Here is a 17,679-nt window from a genome sequence, read left to right as displayed (position 1 = left end):
GGCGGACATGGACGATCGGGATTTGGCGACGGAATTTGCGACGATGGCTGCCATAGCGCGCTCGGTCGCGCCAACGCTCGCCACGCTGCCGACCGCCACCAAGGCCGCCGCGCTCCACCACGCCGCCGCCGCGATCCGCGACGACCGCGACGCGATCCTCGCCGCCAACGCACAGGACGTTGCCGCCGCTGAGGCAAACGGCTTGTCGGGCGCGATGCTCGATCGCCTGCGGCTCGACCCCGCGCGGCTGGAGGCGATGGCCGCCGGCGTCGAGGCAGTGGCGGGGTTGCCCGATCCGGTCGGCGCGGTGATCGATCGCAGCGAACGGCCCAACGGCCTCGTGCTCACCCGGGTGCGCGTGCCGATCGGCGTGATCGGCATCATCTACGAAAGCCGGCCGAACGTCACCGCCGATGCCGCCGTGCTGGCGGTGATGGCCGGCAATGCCGCGATCCTGCGCGGCGGGAGCGAGGCGATCCGCAGCAACCGGGCGATCCATGCCGCGATCGAACGCGGCCTGACCGCCGGCGGTCTGCCCGAAGGGGCGGTGCAACTGGTGCAGACGACCGACCGGGCGGCGGTGGGCGAAATGCTGCGCGCCGAAGGGTTGATCGACCTGATCGTGCCGCGCGGCGGCAAGAACCTCGTCGCGCGGGTGCAGGCGGAGGCGCGCGTTCCCGTGCTGGCGCATCTCGACGGGCTGAACCACAGCTATGTCGATCGCGCCGCCGATCCGGTGATGGCGCGCGATATTGTCGTCAATGCGAAGCTGCGCCGTACCGGAGTGTGCGGGTCGACGGAGACGCTGCTGATCGACCGGGCGTTCGCCGATCCGCTGCCGATCCTGACCAGGCTGCTCGACGCCGGGTGCGAGTTGCGCGGCGATGCCGACATCCGCGCGCTCCATCCCGATATTCTCGAAGCGAACGACGACGACTGGAACACCGAATATCTCGATGCGATCCTGTCGGTGAAGCTGGTCGATGGCGTGGACGCGGCGATCGCGCATATCGCGGCGCACGGCTCGCACCACACCGACGCGATCATCACCGGCGATGCCGCGACCGCCGAACGTTTTATCGCCCGGGTCGATTCGGCGATCGTGATGTGGAACGCATCGACCCAGTTCGCCGATGGCGGCGAATTCGGGCTGGGGGCCGAGATCGGCATCGCCACCGGGCGGCTGCACGCGCGCGGGCCGGTCGCCTTGGAAGGGCTGACGACGTATAAATGGGTGGTGCGCGGGACCGGCCAGATCCGGCCATGAGCCGCATCGGCCTGCTCGGCGGATCGTTCAATCCGGCGCATCGCGGGCACCGCGGCATCTCGCTTGCCGCCAAACATGCGCTCGAACTAGACGAGGTTTGGTGGCTGGTGTCGCCCGGCAATCCGCTGAAACCGGTGGAGGGCATGGCCCCGCTCGCCGCCCGGCTGCGCTCGGCACAGCGGATCGCGCGGCACGCCCCGATCCGGCCGATGGCGATCGAGACGCGGCTCGGCACGCGCTATACCGCCGATACGTTGCGCAAAATGGTGCGGCTGTACCCGCAGCATGACTTCGTCTGGCTGATGGGTGCGGACAATCTGGCGCAGTTCCACCGCTGGCGCGACTGGCGCAGGATTGCCCGGACGGTGGCGATTGCGGTGATCGCGCGTCCGGGCTATGAGGGGCAGGCCCTCGCTAGTCCTGCGATGGGCTGGTTGCGGCGCCATGCGCGGCCCGCAGGCCAGGCGAGACGATGGACGATGTGGAGTTTGCCGGCACTGGTCCGTTTGCGCTTCCGCCCCGATCCGACTTCGGCGACCGCGATTCGCGCCGCCGATCCCGCCTGGCACCGCGTGGGCGATGGTGCCCGCAACGTCCGGCGCACAGGCATCTGAAAGCGACAATCCCCTTGCCCACCTCCCCTGACACGACCGACGCCGGCATGAACGAAACCGAGGCGCTGCACCGCATGGTGCTGGCCAGCCTTGACGACGATCAGGCGGTGGAAACGGTGTCGATCCCGCTCGCCGGCAAGTCGAGCATCGCCGATTACATGGTCATCGCCAGCGGCCGGTCGAGCCGGCAGGTCGCCTCGATGGCGCAGAAGCTGGCCGAGCGGGTGAAGGCCGAATTCGGCCGTCCGTCGCGCATCGAAGGCCTGCCGACCGCCGACTGGGTGCTGATCGATACCGGCGACGTGATCGTTCACCTGTTCCGTCCCGAAGTGCGCACCTTCTACAATCTGGAACGGATGTGGGCGTTCGGCGACACGCTCAACCCGACCGCGCACGCCTGACCCCCGCCCGCCCGTGCTGCTGCATATCGTCGCGCGCGGGCGGATCGGGCGCAGTCCCGAAGCCGAACTGATCGACCGCTATCTCAAGCGGGTGAACTGGCCGGTGAAGATCACCGAACTGCCCGACACCGGCGGCAAGATGCCGCCGGTCGAGGGGGCGGCGCGAATCGTCCTGCTCGACGAGAAAGGCCGCGACCTGCCGTCGATGGCGTTCGCGACCCAGCTCGGCCGCTGGCGTGACGATGGCGTGCGCGAAACGCGGTTCCTGCTGGGTGCCGCCGACGGGTTCGACGATGCGGCGCGGGGGCAGGCCGACCTGCTGCTCGCCTTCGGGCGGGCGACGTGGCCGCATCTGATGGCGCGGGCGATGCTCGCCGAACAATTGTGGCGCGCGACGAGCATCCTCGCCGGCCACCCCTATCACCGCGAGGGATGAGACGCCGGATCGCCCTTGCGGTGCTGCTCGCGACGCTGGGCGGGGCTGCGGCATGGGCGCAGGATGATCCCGTCGCGGCGGGGCAGGCGCGGCTGCGCACCGCCCGAAGCGCGGCCGGTGCCGCCGCGACTCGCGCCAGGGCATTGGAAACCGCCGCCGCCTCCGCCCGCACCGCCGCGCAGCGCACCCGCGCAGCGCAGGCGGCGATCGGCGCGCGCATCGCGGCGGCCGAGGCGGATCGACAGGCGGCACAGGCGCGGGTCGCGCTGATCGGCGAGTTGCTCGCCCGTCGACAGTCGGCGCTGGGCGACCGGCGCGGACCGATCGCGCGGCTGGTCGGCGCGCTGCAATCGCTCGCCAGCCGTCCGGCATGGATGGCACTCGCCCAGCCGGGGTCGACCGACGATCTGGTCCATGTCCGTGCCGTCCTCGGCACCGTCGTGCCGGTGATGCGGCAACGCACCGCCACGCTGCGCGCCGATGTCGCGCAGGCGGCCCGGCTGCGCGATCAGGCCGGGATCGCGCTTGCCGCATTGGCGCAGAGCAACCGCGCGCTGGAGGCGCAGCGGCTGGCGCTGGTGCAGGCCGAAGCGGCGCAGCGGGCGCGGTCGCGGCAACTCGCGCGCGGGGCGATGGTCGAATCGGACCGGGCGATCGCGCTCGGTGAACAGGCACGCGACATCGTCGACCAGTTGCAGTCGCTCGACAATGCGCGCGATACCGAGGCCGGGCTCCGCGCGCTGTCCGGCCCGCTGCCCCGCCCCGGCGCGGACGACATGCCGCCCGCCTTCGCCCATGCCTATCGCCTGCCGCTCGGCGATGGCGGCCGGCTGGCGACGGGGTTCGGCGAGGTGAGCGACAGCGGGGTGCGCGCGCGGGGCCTCACCTTTACGGTCGCCCCTGGGTCGGACGTCGTTGCCCCCGCGCCCGGCAAGATCGCGTATAGCGGGCGGTTTCGCGGCTATGGCCGGATCGTGATCCTCGACCATGGCAATGGGTGGACCACGCTCGTCACCGGCCTGTCGGCCAGCGTCGGCCCGGTCGGCGGGCGGGTGGTCGCCGGCACCCCGATCGGCCGCGCCGGCGCGGGCGACCTGCCGCAAGTGACGATCGAACTGCGCCGGCAGGGCGTGCCGGTCGACCTCGCGGCGATGCTTTAGGACCGATCGACACTCAGCCGGAACGCCAGAACTCTTGCTCCCCTCCCTGACAAGGGAGGGCTGGGGGTGGGTAGGTCCGTGAGGGGACGTACGTTTTCCACAACCGGCCGACCCACCCCCGCCCCCTTCCTTCCAGGGAGGGGAGAAGCCGGACGTTTCGTCGAAGGGTCGACCCGCCTTACGGCAGCGGCCGCACTCCCTCCACCCGCACCCGCCAGCCTTGCTTCGGGAAGCCCGGCGTCGGGCCGACCGATCCGTCCCAGCCTGCCGCCATCATCCCCACCGCCAGCAGCAGCGATCCGTTCGACGGGACATACAACGCCGCCACCCGCTTCGTGTCGCTGCCGTCCGGCCCCTGCTCGCCCGGTGCCAGCTCAACGCGCGGGGTCAGCCCGGTCGGCCCCCACCGGTTGTTCGCCTGCGGACTGAACAGCCAGTCGACCGCCCCCGCCCGGTCGCCCAGCCGCGCGGCAGTCATCGCGATCATCGGATAGTCCCAGCCCCATGTCTGGCGCAGGTCCCAATGGTCGCGCACCCCCGCGAGCGTCGCGCGCATCACTTGCTGGTCGACCCCACCGCCGCCGATCAGCCCATGCGCCATCAGGAACGAGGGATGGTCGCGGTTGAGGCAGTCCGGCCCCGTCGCATGGCCGCTGCACGCCGCACTCGCCGCCGCGCGCCAGAAGCCCGGCGCGGTCGCGACCGGCAGGTAGCGCCCGTCCGCCTGCGGCAACGACGGCAGCGCGGCGATCGCCCGGTCCCAGTCCGCCCGCCGGGCAAGGCCCCGCCGCACCCGCCACGCCTGCGCGGTTTCCAGCCCCCAGCGGAAATAGGCGATCTCGAACGTCGGATCGGTGGTGGCGAGCGGCGGGTGATTTTCCTGCACCGGCACGATCGGCGGCCCCAGCACCAGCCGGTCGCCGACCCGCCGTGGCCAGCTCGCGAGCAGCGCGGCGGTGCGATCGACCAGCGCGCCATAGCGTTCCAGCGCCGCCCGCCCGCCCCCGGCGCGATAGAGCATCTCCGCCAGATAGATCGGATGCGGCTGCTGCCACATGATGAACGGGTTGATCGGGCTCGGGCTTTCCTCGCCGTCGGGGCCGGTCATCTTCGGCCACCATGCCCCCTCGACTCCGTGGCTCCGCGCCCGTGCCTCCGCCTGGGGCAGATGCGCGAGATACCAGCCCATGCTGCGCTCCAGCAGCGCCGGGCGGCCCCATGCGGCGAAATGCGCCGCGTGCCAGGCGTGCATCTCCAGATGGAATTTGCCGTTCCAGCTATTGCTGAACAGCCCGTCCTCCTGCGGCAAGAACGTGCCCGCCGAATTGATCGCGGCGAGATATTGCGACAGCACGACACGCCGTTCGAGTTCGCCGGCACGCGGGTCGGTGCTGCCCGAAAAGTCGATTACCCCGCCACGCTGCCAATAGCGCCGCCAGTGGTCGGCGACCGCCCGTGCGGTCGCGGTGGCGTCGAGCCGGGGAAGCGGTCGCTCCTGCGCCTCGAACCCCGCCTGCGCGATCAGTTCGCCCTGCCCCGGTGCCGCCGCGCGAAAGCCATGCGGTCCGATTCGCGTCACGGTGCCGCCGGCGACTTGCAGGCTCGCCTGATAGCGGGTGGCGTCGATCGTCCGCCGCAGCCGGACCATGCCGGGTGCCTGTTCGATCACCTCGGTCCGGTGGGCGTCGTCATGCCCCCAGTCCTGCGGATCGGGGTTCAGGCTGGTGCCGACACCCGGATAGCGTGTGTCGAGCGCGATCCGCCCGCTGGCGACCAGCGGCGAACGAATCCGCACCGCGACGATGTCGCGCGCCGGATCGACCCGCGTCTCCACGCGCACCACCGCCCCGTCGAACATGAAACGGCTGGTAAGCGTTCCCGTCCACAGATCGAGCCGCTGGTCGATCGCGGTCAGCGCGCTGACCGGCGCCTGCCGTCCGTCGCGCGTGGCGAGGCGCAGCGACAGCCGCCCGAGCGCGAAGCGGTGCGGGTTCTCGCGCAGCCAGCCAAGCGCCGGCCGTTTCGCGACCTCGGCGAAGTCGGCGATATAGGCATAGGGCTGCACGCCGCGCCCCGGCACCGGTACGCCGACCATCCCGTCAGCCGGGCGATAGCCCTTGGGATTGGGCGTACGGTGCCACGCCCATTGCGCCATCGTCAGCAACGGCACCGGCTTGGCATAGGCTTGCGGATAGGTCTGAAGCCCCGTGACATCGGCGGTGAAGCCAAGCGAGCCGTTGCCCAGCATCACCGGCGTCCATGGATCGATCGCGGTCAGCCGCACCGCATGACGCGCCACCAGCGCGGCACGATCGATCGGTGGCGCGGCCGCCGCGCCGGTCGCCAGCAGAATTGCCGCCAATGCAGCGGATCGAATGAGTCGCATAGCACCTCTCCCGGTGTATTTTCGCTCCGAATGTCCTATTGCTACCGCTGGCACAAGAGAGGATGGCCGATGCGATACGGGGCGATGGCGGGCGTGGCGCTCGCATGGATGGCACTGGCCGGGGCTGCGCCGAGCGGCGACTATGCCAATTATGCCAATCCGGTGCTGTTCGCCGACTATTCCGATCCGGACGTCATCCGCGTCGGTCGCGACTATTATCTGGTGTCGTCCAGCTTCCATCTGTCGCCCGGCATCCCGGTCCTCCACTCGCGCGATCTGGTGCATTGGCGAATCATCGGCCATGTCCTGCCGCGCCTGCCCTTCGCGCCCGAATATGACATGCCGGGGCCGCACACGCTGACCGACCGGATTTCCAAGCCGGTCGGCGGCACGCGCTATGCCGGCGGGGTCTGGGCACCGTCGATCCGCCATCATGCCGGAAAATACTATGTCTATTGGGCGACCCCCGACGAAGGGGTGTTCATGGCCAGCGCCACGAACCCCGCCGGGCCGTGGAGCGCGCCGGTCCACGTCATCGCGCAAAAGGGGCTGGAGGACCCCTGCCCCTTCTGGGACGACGACGGCAGCGCGTGGCTGGTCCATTCGCGCGTGGGGGCGGGGCCGCTGATCCTCCACCGCATGCGCCCCGACGGGACGGGGGTGCTCGACGCGGGCAAGGTGATCGTCGAGGACAAGACGGCGCTGCCGGTGCTGGAAGGACCGAAGCTCTACAAGCGCGACGGCTGGTATCAGATCTGGGCACCGATCGGCGGGGTCGAGACGGGATCGCAGGTCGTGTTGCGTTCGCGATCGATCGAGGGGCCGTACGACCACCGCGTCGTCCTCGAACCCGGCAACACGAACGTGCAGGGACCGCATCAGGGCGGCTGGGTGGAGACACCCGACGGCAAGGGCTGGTTCGTCCATTTCAACAGCACCGGCGCGTTCGGGCGGATCACCCATCTGCAACCGGTGGCGTGGGGGCCGGACGGCTGGCCGGTGATCGGCAATCCGATACCGGGCAGGACCTCGGGCCAGCCGGTCGCGGGCCACCGCCTGCCGGTCGCCGGGCAACCGCGCTGGACGCCGCAGACCAGCGACGGGTTCGATACGCCCCGGCTGGGGCTGCAATGGCAATGGAACCACAATCCCGACGATCGCCGTTGGAGCCTGACGCAGCGTCCCGGCTGGCTGCGGCTGACGGCGGGCCATGCCGAGCATCTGGTCGGTGCGCGGGGCACGTTGACGCAGATGCTGACCGGCCCGGCGATGCGGACGACGGTGCGGATCGATCCCCATGCGATGCGCGACGGGCAACGCGCCGGGCTGACGCTGTTCGGGGTGCGGCCGAGCTGGATCGGGCTGGTGAAGGACGGCGGCCTGACGCGGATCACGCTGGCGATCGAGGGCGTCGAGACACCCGGCGTGGTGGTGCCCGCCCGGCCGTTGCTGCTGCGCGCGGCGGTCGGCTCCGATCAGCAGGTGCGCTATGCCTACAGCATCGATGGCCGCCGCTTCACCGCGCTGGGCGGCGCGATCCCGCTCGCGCGTTTCTCGTGGTGGCGCGGCAGCCGGCCGGGGCTGTTCACCTTTACCCGCGATGCGCAGGCAACGGGCGGCTCGGTCGATATCGACTGGGTACGAGTCGATCCAACCGAGGCGCTCGGCAGTTCCGGCTGATTAGGGCGTGGTCGTCCGCGCGGCCTGACCATCGCCCTGCGGTGCGGCGACGATGTCGCGGGTGGTGGCACCCTTGTCGACGACGTTGGTGCCCGGATCGGCGACGCCCGAGCGGATGCCGGCATCGGCCTGCGCATTGCCCGCCTGTTCCAGCGTCAGCCGCTCGGTCGCGCTGCGCGGGGCCGGGCCGCCGAACAGCGTCTGCATCGCCTGGGTCGAGGCCGACGTATCCTGCGGACGCGGCGCGCCCGGCTGCGGGGGGACGAGCGAATAATCGGGCGGGATCACCAGCGGCGCCTGCCGCGCGACGGCGAACTCGTCGGGACGCGCGCGGTTGAGGCCACCGCCCTGACAGGCGGCAAGGAGCAGGCCGAGGCTGCTGACGACGATAAGGTTACGCATTGGCCTTCTCCACAGGAACGTCGCGCTTCGCATCCTTGGCAAACAATGCCCGGGCGAGCAGGATGATGACGCCGATCGTAATCGCCGCGTCGGCGATGTTGAATACCAGAAACGGGCTGAACCCGCCGAAATGCAGATCGGCATAGTCAACGACATAGCCGAACCGTGCCCGATCGATGATGTTGCCGAGCGCCCCGCCCAGCACCAGCCCCAGCGCGGTCAGCTCCGCACGGCCGGTCTCGCGCCGCATCCACACCGCAACGCCGGTGGCGATCGCGGCGGTCATCGCCACCAATGCCCAGCGCGCCGTCTCGCTGCCGGCCTGCAACAGCCCGAGCGACACGCCAAAATTCTGGACGAAGCGGAGGGTAAAAATCGGCAGCAACTCGCGCTCGGCCCCCGGATAATCGATCCCCAGCGGTCCGGTGACGAGATATTTGACGAGCTGGTCGATCGCCAGCACGGCGACCGCCAGCACGACGGCGACCTTGCGCGCGCGGATCATGCCACCACCTTTTCGCAGCGACCGCACAGCGCGCCGTCCTCGACCACATCGGGCAGATGCCGCCAGCACCGCCCGCACTTGGCATAGCCGGTCCGCTCGACCCCGATCGCATCGTCATCGCCCTGCGTGACTTTCGCCACGATGAACAGTTCGGCCAGTTCGTCAGACGGCAGCGGCAACGCCGGCACGACCACCTCGGCTTCGAGGCTGGAGCGTACCGTCTTGGCGCGGCGCAGCGGTTCGATCGCCTCGGTCGCCTGCTGGCGCAGCGCGCGCACCTCGGCCCATTCGGTGCCGAGCGGCAGGTCGGCGGGCAGGTGCGGCAGCTCGGGCCATTCGAGCAGATGAACCGACCCGTCCTCGCTGGGGAAGCGCGCCTGCCACACTTCCTCGGCGGTGAAGGCGAGGATTGGCGCGGCGTAGCGCACCAGCGCGTGGAACAGCGTGTCGAGCACGGTGCGATAGGCGCGCCGCTTGGGATCGTCCGCCGCATCGCAATACAGCGAATCCTTGCGAATATCGAAGAAGAACGCCGACATGTCGTCGTTGGCGAAATCGATCAGCGCGCGGGCATAGCGGTTGAACTCATAGGCTTCGGCCGCAGCGCGCAGTTCGGTGTCGAGCTGGCCGAGCAGGTGCAGGACATAGCGTTCCAGCCCCGGCATGTCGGCCACCGCAACCCGCTCGGCCTCGTCGAAGCCGTCGAGCGCGCCCAGCAGATAGCGGAAGGTGTTGCGCAGCTTGCGATAGGCATCGCCGGTCCCGGCGAGCACTTCCTTGCCGATGCGCACATCCTCGAAATAATCGGTCTGCGCGACCCACAGGCGCAGGATGTCCGCACCCGACTCGCCGATCACCTTCAGCGGATCGACGACGTTGCCCAGACTCTTCGACATCTTGCGGCCGTTGCCGTCGAGCGCGAAGCCATGGGTCAGCACCGCCTTGTACGGCGCATGCCCCCGCGTGCCGCACCCTTCGAGCAGCGACGACTGGAACCAGCCGCGATGCTGGTCCGACCCTTCGAGATACAGGTCGGCGCGAGTGCCCTTGCCGAAGCGCGCCTCGATCGTGAACACATGGGTGCAGCCCGAATCGAACCACACGTCGAGGATGTCGGTGACGACCTCATAATCGGCCAGATCATGGTCGGGGCCGAGCAACGCCTGATGATCGGCGGCATACCATGCGTCCGCACCCGATTCGCGGAAGGCGGCGAGGATGCGCTCGTTGACGGCCTCGTCGCGCAGATAGTCGCCGGTTTCGCGGTTCACGTACAGCGCGATCGGCACGCCCCATGCGCGCTGGCGGCTGATGACCCAGTCAGGGCGGCCCGACACCATCGCGCCGATGCGGTTGCGGCCCTTCTCCGGCACGAAGCGGGTGTGCTCGATCGCGTCGAGCGCCAGTTCACGCAGCGTCGGACCGTTGCCGATGGGCAGCGGGGTAAGGTTGGTCAGCCCCAGCAGCGGATCGGTCGCGGGCATCGCAGCGGCGGCGATCGCCAGCGCGTCGACGTTCGCGCTGCGGTCCATCGGGATGAACCATTGCGGCGTCGCGCGGAAGATGACCTTCGCCTTCGATCGCCAGCTATGCGGATAGCTGTGCGCGAAATCGTCCGACGCGGCGAGCAGCGCGCCGGCAGCGCGCAGGTCCGAACAGATCGGACCGTCGCTGGCGGTAAACTTCTTGTTGATGACGCTGCCTTGGCCGCCGAGCCATGCCCAGTCGGCGCGGTAGCTGCCGTCGCCCTGCACCGCGAAGACGGGATCGATGCCGTTCGCCTTGCACAGCTCGAAATCGTCCTCGCCGTGATCGGGCGCCATATGGACGAGACCGGTGCCGGCATCGGTGGTGACGAAGTCGCCGGGCAGGAACGGGCGCGGACGCGCGAAGAAGCCGCCGAGTGCGTGCATCGGGTGGCGGGCGGTGGCTCCGGCGAGTTGCGAGCCTTTGCCGCGCCAGATGGGTTCGGCATTAGCTACAAATTGACCCGTCCGCCGCTGGAATGCTTCCAGCAAATCAACTGCCACGAGCAGCGTTTTTTCTGAGTTATCAACTGGTGTATCGGGTGAACCACGCTCGGTCGCCGGAACAGCGTTCATCTCTGTTGCGAGATAGGCGACATACTCGACCTCCGGCGCATAGGCCAAGGCTTGGTTCACCGGGATCGTCCACGGCGTCGTCGTCCAGATTACCGCATACGCCCCTTCCAACTCTGGGGCGTTGGGCGCGCTATCGATCTGGAACGCCACGTCGATCTGCGTCGACACGACGTCCTCATATTCGACCTCGGCCTCGGCGAGCGCGGTCTTTTCGACCGGCGACCACATCACCGGCTTGGCCCCGCGATAGAGTTGCCCGCTCATCGCGAACTTGAGCAGTTCCTCGGCGATCGTTGCCTCGGCGTCGAACTTCATGGTGAGGTACGGATCGGCCCAGTCGCCCATCACGCCCAGCCGCTGGAACTGCGCCTTCTGCACATCGACCCATTTGGCGGCATAGGCGCGGCATTCGGCGCGGAATTCGGCGGCGGGCACCTCGTCCTTGTTGCGCTTCTTGGCGCGATACGCTTCCTCGATCTTCCATTCGATCGGCAGGCCGTGACAGTCCCAGCCGGGGATATACGGCGCATCCTTGCCCATCAGCGACTGGGTGCGGACGACGATGTCCTTGAGCACCTTGTTCATCGCGTGGCCCATGTGGATGTCGCCATTGGCGTAGGGTGGGCCGTCGTGCAGCAGGAAGCGCTCGCGCCCGGCACGTTCGGCGCGGAGGCGATCGTACAGGCCGATCTTCGCCCAGCGATCGAGAATCGCCGGCTCCTTGGCGGCAAGCCCCGCCTTCATCGGAAAGTCGGTCTTCGGCAGGAAGACGGTGTCGCGCCAGTCGCGTGCGGTATCGGGCGTGTCAGTCATAGGAATGTGCGCGATTAGCCGATGCGAGCGCGTGCGCCTAGGACGGAATCTCTTGGGGGGGCGGATGGCGGGAAGAAGGGTTTGTTCGCGCGGAGGCGCAGAGGCGCGTAGGGGGGCCGCCCGGCGGCAACTGCCGCCTTCTCATCCCGACGGTATGGAAAGGAAAGAGCGCTGCCGCGCGCGCAACACCTCTGCGCCTCCGCGCCTCTGCGCGAACCAGGCTTCTTCTACTCGACGAACCGCGCCGCCACTTCCGCGGGCACCCGCAGCAAGCGGCCGCTGGCCCGGTCGATCAGCGCCCATGTCGTTTTAGCGTCGACCTTCACCCGCCCGTCGGCCCCGGTAAAGCGCATCATCCGGTCGAAGCGGGCACCACGCGGTCCTTCAGGAATCCACGTCTCGCCAAGCACCGTCTCGCCGACGCTGACGTTGCCGCGATAGTCGATCTCGTGCCGGGTCACGACCCACAGATACGCCGCCTGCTGTTCGGGCGTGGCGACCGCGCACCAGTGCGCGACCGCCACGTCCTGAATCCAGCGGACCCAGACCGCGTTGTTGACATGGCCCAGTTCGTCGATCGCTTCCGGCCCGGCAGTGATCGACAGCGAGAAGCGCGGCGTCGGGCTCACCGCGCGGCGGCGCCTGTCGGTCGCGGCTTGAGCGCGCTGGCCGAAATCCGCCACGATCGTTGCTCGGCGGTCGCGCCATCGATGTCGCCGGTACGATGCAGCGTCACCGGCCCTTCGAGGACCACCGGCGTTCCGTCGCGCAGCCGGCCGGTCACGCGCACCGGAATGTTGATGTAGCGCTGCCCCGCGCCGGCATCGATCCGGCCGGGGGTGCCGATCGTCGCGCGATACTCGGCATATTTTGCGAAGCTGTCGGCGAACGCCCGCGCGCTCATCCCCGCTGCCTCGCCGCGCCCGTTCCACAACCGATACGCCTCGGCATAGCGTCTGCCCGACAGCGCGGCGAAATAGTCGCGCAGCACCGTGACCGCCGCATCGGCACCGGCTTCGGGCTGGACCGGCAGATCAGGCGACGGTGCCGGCCCCGGCGCCTCGGCCGGTGGCGGCGCGGAGACGCCGGGGATGCCATCCCCCGCCGGCAACGGCGTCGAGGGGGTCAGCGGCGTCGGCGCACCGGCGACCGGAGCCGGCTCGGCCGATGCGGCATTGTCCGCCGCCGCGCCATTGTCGCCCCTATCGTCACCGCCGCCGCATGCGCTCAGCAACAGCGCGGCGGCGACCCCGGGCAGCAGTCTCACGGCTCGATCGCGTCGCGATCGGCATCGTCGAGGTCGTCGTCCTCGGCGAGATTGTCCTCGTCGAAATCCTCCTGCAACTCGTCCTCGGTCTGGTTGCCCTTGCCGGTGACGGTCACGTCGTCATCCTCTTCGGCAAGGTCGTCGTCCGCCATTTCTAGCTCGTCCTCATCCTCGTCATCGGATAGTCCGAGATCGGGTTCGAGGTCGGTCAGAATCGTGCCGTCGCTGGGGCCATCGCGCGTGGCTTCGAGGATTTCGGCGCGCTGGCTTTCGTCATAGCCGTCCTCGTCATAGCCGTCGTCGCCCGTGCCCTGTCCGTTCACCTGATGACCGCCCATCGCCTGACTCCTTGAAAGGTCGTTGAACAGGATCAAACCCGCCGATCGGGGCTGCGGTTCCTAGCACATGATCCGCTCACGCGGACACGGCACCGGCCCGCTCCTGCTTGGCAGGATCAGCCATCAACCACGCTGGAACAGGCGGCCGTGTTCGGTGCGATGGACGACGACGAGCGCGATCAGCCCGAGGATCAGGAACCCGCCGTACAGCGGCACGGTCGTCCCGTCGAACGACTGGCCGATCGCCGCGCCCAGCAGCGCGCCGACGAGCATCGAGACGAACCCCTGCAACGACGAGGCGGTGCCGGCGATCGACCCCATATTCTCCATCGCCATCGCCGAGAAGTTGGAGGTGGCAAGCCCGAAACAGGCCATCATGATCGCCTGCAACACGATGAAGCTGGCCAGCGATTCGACCCCCAGCAGCGTCACCGCCAGATGGACGCCTGCGACCACGACGAGGCCGGTGAGCGCGGCGTGCGAAATCAGCCGCGTGCCGAAGCGCATGACGATCCGCGAATTGAAGAAAGATCCCGCCGCCATCGTCCCCGCGACGCAGGCAAAGACGATGGTGAGGAGCTGCGGCGCGCGGAACGTCACCTCCATGATCTGCTGGATCGACCCGACGAACCCGAACAGCCCGCCCGACAGGAGTGCTGCGGCAACCGTATAGCCGACCGCGTAGCGATCGCGCAGGACGATGCCATAGCCTTGCACGATGCGCCGGAGATCGAGCGAATGACGGTCGCCGACCGCCAGCGTTTCGGGCATGCGCGCGACGAACCATGCGAAAATCACCACGGTGACGATGGTGATTCCGCCGAAGATCCAGCGCCATGATCCGAAGGCCAGCACCGCCTGCCCGAACGACGGGGCGAGGACGGGGGCGGCCATGAAGAAGATGAAGGCAAGGCTCATCACCCGCGCCATCGCCCGACCCGAATAACAGTCGCGCACCAGCGCCACCGTCACCACCCGCGCGCCCGCCACCGCCGCACCCGAGGCAAAGCGCGCGAGCAGCAGCAGCGTGAAGCTGCCGGCGACCGCCGCGACCAGATTGGTCAGCGCACTGGCGACCAGCGCGAAGATCAGCACCGGCCGCCGGCCATAGCGATCGGCGAGCGGGCCATAGGCGAGCTGCGCGACCGAGAAGCCGAGCAGGAACGCGGTGACGACGAACTGGCGGCTGTTCGGTTCGGCGACGCCGAGCGCCTCGCCGATCGCGGGTAGTGCCGGCAGCATCGAATCGATGCCGAGCGCGGTCAGCGCCATCAGCGCGGCAATCAGCGTGACGAATTCCCCGAACGGCAACGGCGCGCGGTCGGCCGATGCGGTCGGTTGCGCGGACGCCAGGTCGGCGGCGGCGTCGACGCCGGTATCGGGACGGGCGAGCGGGGCGGTATCACGGCGATCGAGCATAGCAATATCCCCATGACGGATGTCGTCGTCCGCGTCACGCAAAGGATGGGCCTGTTCGCGGCCCTCGCCACGGTCTATCGTCATCGCTTGTGAATTCCGTGTGTTTGGGAATGGATATGGTCGACACGCCGCTTGCAGAAGTTCCGCTCGTCTCGATGGCGCAGGCCGAAGCGGACCCCGATGGTTTCGCACAGGCGTTCGGGCAGTCGTTCCAACGCTTCGGTTTCGCCATGGTATCCGATCATGGCGTCGACAGCCACGTGATCGATCGCGCATGGGCGATGACCAAGGCGTTCTTCGACCTGCCCGAAGACGAGAAGCGCGGCTATTTCGTCGAGGGCGGCGGTGGTGCGCGCGGCTATACCCCGTTCAAGACCGAGATCGCCAAGGGGGCGAGCCATGTCGACCTGAAGGAATTTTGGCACGTCGGGCGCGAACTGGCCGCCGGGCATCGCTATGGCGATGTCATGCCCGCCAACGTCTGGCCGACACGGCCGGAAGGATTCCGCGAGGCGTTCCTCGACCTGTTCGCCGCGCTCGATGCCGCCGGCGACCGGTTGCTGTCCGCCATCGCCCGCTATCTCGAACTGGCACCCGACTGGTTCGATACGGCGGTGAGGGACGGCAATTCGGTGCTGCGCCTGCTTCATTATCCGCCGGTCGCGGCGGATGCGCCCGAGGTGCGGGCCGGGGCGCACGAGGACATCAACCTCATCACCCTGTTGCTGGGGGCCGAGGAAGCTGGGCTCGAACTGCTCGACCGCGACGGGCGCTGGCTGCCGGTCGCCCCGCCGCCGGGCGCGATGGTGGTGAACGTCGGCGACATGCTCCAGCGGCTGACCAACCATGTGCTCCCCTCCACCACCCACCGTGTGGTCAATCCGCCGGCCGAGCGGCGCGGCCATTCGCGCTATTCGATGCCGTTCTTCCTGCACCCGGCACCAGACTTCCTGATCGAGACGCTGCCGGGCTGCGTGTCGGAGACGAACCCCGACCGTTATCCCGAGCCGATCACCGCGCACGACTATCTGTACGAACGGCTGGTCGAGATCGGGCTTATCAAGAAGTAAGCATTCGTCATTCCCGCGCAGGCGGGAATCCATAGCCGCTGTCCTTTCGCCTCCTGCATGAGCGTCAGCGTATAGGGATCCCCGCCTGCGCAGGGATGACGAAGGTCGGCGGGGAACGCCCTTCCCCTCCGCTTCCCCAGCGACTAGAGACACGAAACCGGCCGGGGCAATGCTCCGGCCGCAATTTTGTTACGTCTGTAATAAGAGGAAGTTATGACCGAACCGCTCCGCATCGCCATCGCCGGTCTTGGAACCGTGGGTGCGGGTGTCATTCGGCTGATCGAAACCAATGGCGACCTGATCGCGCGGCGTGCCGGGCGAAGGATCGAGATCGTCGCGGTATCGGCACGCGACCGCAGCCGGGATCGCGGCGTCGATCTGTCGCGCTACCAATGGGTCGACGATACCGCCGCGCTGGTGACGACCGGCGATGCCGATGTGGTGGTCGAGCTGATCGGCGGGTCGGACGGCCCCGCGCTGACGCTGGCGCGATCGGCGCTGGCGGCGGGCAAGGGCTTCGTCACCGCGAACAAGGCAATGATCGCGCATCACGGCCTCGAACTGGCTGAGGCCGCCGAGGCCCGTGGCGTCGCGCTGAAGTTCGAGGCGGCGGTGGCGGGCGGCGTGCCGGTCATCAAGGGGCTGCGCGAGGGGGCCGCCGCCAACGAGCTGTCGCAGGTGTACGGCATCCTCAACGGCACCTGCAATTTCATCCTGTCGAAGATGGAGGCCGAGGGCCGCGACTTCGCCGGGGTGCTGGCCGAGGCGCAGGCGCTGGGCTTCGCCGAGGCCGACCCCAGCTTCGACATCGACGGGGTCGATGCCGCGCACAAGCTGTCGATCCTCGCCAGCGTCGCGTTCGGCACGCGCCCGGCGTTCGACGAGGTGGCGATCACCGGCATCCGCCATGTGCTGGCCGCCGACATCGCCGAGGCGGCGGCGCTCGGCTATCGCATCCGGCTGGTGGGCATGGCCGAGGCGGGGCCGCGCGGGCAGTTCCAGCGGGTGCATCCGCATCTGGTGCCGCTCGACCATCCGCTGGCGCATGTGACGGGCTCACTGAACGCGGTGGTGGCCGAGGGCAATTTCGTCGGCCGCCTGTTCTTCCAGGGGCGCGGGGCGGGCGATGGCCCGACCGCGAGCGCGGTGGTCGCCGACCTGATCGACATCGCGCGCGGCGAATATGGCGTACCCTACGCCATGCCCGCCGCTGACCTCACCGCCCCCAGCCCCGAAGCGCCGGGCGAACGACGCGGCCGCGCCTATGTCCGCCTGACCGTGGCGGACAAGGTCGGCGTGCTGGCCGAGATCGCGGCGGCGATGCGCGATGCCGGCGTGTCGATCGAAAGCCTGATCCAGCGCGGGGCCAATCCCGGCGGCGACGTGCTGGTCGCGATCGTGACGCATGAAGGGCCGGAACGTTGCGTCGCGCAGGCACTCGACAAGCTGGGCGGATCGCCGAGCGTGATCGGCCAGCCGATGTGGATGCACGTGCTGTAAGGCGCGCCGGGCAAGGGGTAGCAACGCTACGCCGAGCCTCAAGGCGCGCCCGGCCGGCGGCGCTGGCAGCGCCGACCGACGCCACGGGCTTTGCCCGTGGCGGGTCCAAAGTTTACAAAGTTTACACTAACAGCGCAGTTGTTGCGACTGAATCGCAACGATCGGCATGGCTTCTCCCATCGTCGCGGACAGCACCATTTGCGGAGGGCGGACCGCACAACAAAGCCGAAGTTATGAGAACGGGCGAGCGGATCGGGCATGATCCCCGAAGCCTATCCCGCACCCTGCGCTGTAGGACAGCCTCGTGGCAGCGGAATGT

Annotated in this window: 16 protein-coding genes; 8 read left to right on the top strand and 8 right to left on the bottom strand. The window is 68.8% G+C overall.

The annotated features are described in order from the left end of the window. Positions 1–7 precede the first annotated feature (7 nt). From ASG37_RS07180 to ASG37_RS07160, 5 genes are read left to right on the top strand one after another with little or no spacing between them, the layout of a single operon-like run. Positions 8–1,267, top strand: a complete 1,260-nt coding sequence (locus ASG37_RS07180; RefSeq protein ID WP_055757647.1) for a glutamate-5-semialdehyde dehydrogenase — start codon at positions 8–10, stop codon at positions 1,265–1,267. Next, positions 1,264–1,881 carry a nicotinate-nucleotide adenylyltransferase gene (locus tag ASG37_RS07175; protein WP_055757645.1) on the top strand — a complete coding sequence of 206 codons (618 nt, stop codon included), beginning with the start codon at positions 1,264–1,266 and terminating at the stop codon, positions 1,879–1,881. The genes ASG37_RS07180 and ASG37_RS07175 overlap by 4 nt, the downstream gene beginning before the upstream one ends. 47 nt (positions 1,882–1,928) lie before the next feature. Then, the gene (gene rsfS / locus ASG37_RS07170) at positions 1,929–2,282 is read left to right on the top strand and encodes a ribosome silencing factor (RefSeq protein WP_055757643.1); all 354 of its coding nucleotides are present in this window, start codon (positions 1,929–1,931) and stop codon (positions 2,280–2,282) included. 13 nt (positions 2,283–2,295) lie between these two features. Continuing rightward, positions 2,296–2,718, top strand: a complete 423-nt coding sequence (locus ASG37_RS07165) for a 23S rRNA (pseudouridine(1915)-N(3))-methyltransferase RlmH (RefSeq protein ID WP_055757641.1) — start codon at positions 2,296–2,298, stop codon at positions 2,716–2,718. Next, entirely contained in the window at positions 2,715–3,878 is a 1,164-nt protein-coding gene (locus tag ASG37_RS07160; RefSeq protein ID WP_082448071.1) for a murein hydrolase activator EnvC family protein, read from the top strand. Before ASG37_RS07165 ends, ASG37_RS07160 begins: the two co-directional genes overlap by 4 nt. A 178-nt stretch (positions 3,879–4,056) precedes the next feature. Here the strand turns inward: ASG37_RS07160 and ASG37_RS07155 are convergent, their stop codons facing one another. Beyond that, positions 4,057–6,264, bottom strand: coding sequence for a hypothetical protein (locus ASG37_RS07155; RefSeq protein WP_055757639.1), 2,208 nt, complete (start codon positions 6,262–6,264; stop codon positions 4,057–4,059). A gap of 69 nt (positions 6,265–6,333) precedes the next feature. On the opposite strand from ASG37_RS07155, the gene ASG37_RS07150 reads away from it, so the two are divergent. After that, positions 6,334–7,944 (top strand): glycoside hydrolase 43 family protein, encoded by a 1,611-nt coding sequence (locus ASG37_RS07150; protein ID WP_082448067.1) that lies wholly within the window; start codon positions 6,334–6,336, stop codon positions 7,942–7,944. Here the strand turns inward: ASG37_RS07150 and ASG37_RS07145 are convergent, their stop codons facing one another. The 7 genes from ASG37_RS07145 to ASG37_RS07115 all read right to left on the bottom strand — a co-directional run bounded on the left by ASG37_RS07145 (position 7,945) and on the right by ASG37_RS07115 (position 14,790). Further along, positions 7,945–8,346, bottom strand: a complete 402-nt coding sequence (locus ASG37_RS07145) for a DUF3035 domain-containing protein (RefSeq protein WP_055757637.1) — start codon at positions 8,344–8,346, stop codon at positions 7,945–7,947. Then, the gene (gene lspA, locus ASG37_RS07140; protein ID WP_200909712.1) at positions 8,339–8,851 is read right to left on the bottom strand and encodes a signal peptidase II; all 513 of its coding nucleotides are present in this window, start codon (positions 8,849–8,851) and stop codon (positions 8,339–8,341) included. Before lspA ends, ASG37_RS07145 begins: the two co-directional genes overlap by 8 nt. Further along, on the bottom strand, positions 8,848–11,766 hold the full coding sequence (gene ileS / locus ASG37_RS07135) for an isoleucine--tRNA ligase (protein WP_055757635.1): 2,919 nt from the start codon (positions 11,764–11,766) through the stop codon (positions 8,848–8,850). The genes lspA and ileS overlap by 4 nt, the downstream gene beginning before the upstream one ends. 227 nt (positions 11,767–11,993) lie before the next feature. Then, a complete protein-coding gene (locus ASG37_RS07130) occupies positions 11,994–12,395 on the bottom strand; it encodes an acyl-CoA thioesterase (RefSeq protein ID WP_055758675.1) in 402 nt (133 codons plus the stop codon). After that, on the bottom strand, positions 12,392–13,033 hold the full coding sequence (locus tag ASG37_RS07125) for a hypothetical protein (protein WP_055757634.1): 642 nt from the start codon (positions 13,031–13,033) through the stop codon (positions 12,392–12,394). The genes ASG37_RS07130 and ASG37_RS07125 overlap by 4 nt, the downstream gene beginning before the upstream one ends. After that, positions 13,030–13,371 (bottom strand): hypothetical protein, encoded by a 342-nt coding sequence (locus tag ASG37_RS07120; protein ID WP_055757632.1) that lies wholly within the window; start codon positions 13,369–13,371, stop codon positions 13,030–13,032. Before ASG37_RS07120 ends, ASG37_RS07125 begins: the two co-directional genes overlap by 4 nt. A 123-nt stretch (positions 13,372–13,494) precedes the next feature. Then, positions 13,495–14,790: a multidrug effflux MFS transporter gene (locus ASG37_RS07115; protein ID WP_082448065.1), complete on the bottom strand. Its 1,296-nt coding sequence runs from the start codon at positions 14,788–14,790 to the stop codon at positions 13,495–13,497. Between the two features lie 116 nt (positions 14,791–14,906). On the opposite strand from ASG37_RS07115, the gene ASG37_RS07110 reads away from it, so the two are divergent. Both ASG37_RS07110 and ASG37_RS07105 read left to right on the top strand, forming a co-directional pair. Continuing rightward, positions 14,907–15,860: an isopenicillin N synthase family dioxygenase gene (locus ASG37_RS07110; RefSeq protein WP_055758670.1), complete on the top strand. Its 954-nt coding sequence runs from the start codon at positions 14,907–14,909 to the stop codon at positions 15,858–15,860. 213 nt (positions 15,861–16,073) lie between these two features. Beyond that, the gene (locus ASG37_RS07105) at positions 16,074–17,360 is read left to right on the top strand and encodes a homoserine dehydrogenase (RefSeq protein WP_055757630.1); all 1,287 of its coding nucleotides are present in this window, start codon (positions 16,074–16,076) and stop codon (positions 17,358–17,360) included. The last annotated feature ends 319 nt before the right edge of the window (positions 17,361–17,679 follow it).

Origin of the sequence: Sphingomonas sp. Leaf407 (genome assembly GCF_001425385.1) — a bacterium.
Lineage (GTDB): Bacteria > Pseudomonadota > Alphaproteobacteria > Sphingomonadales > Sphingomonadaceae > Sphingomonas.
This window is presented reverse-complemented; position numbering and strand designations above follow the sequence as displayed.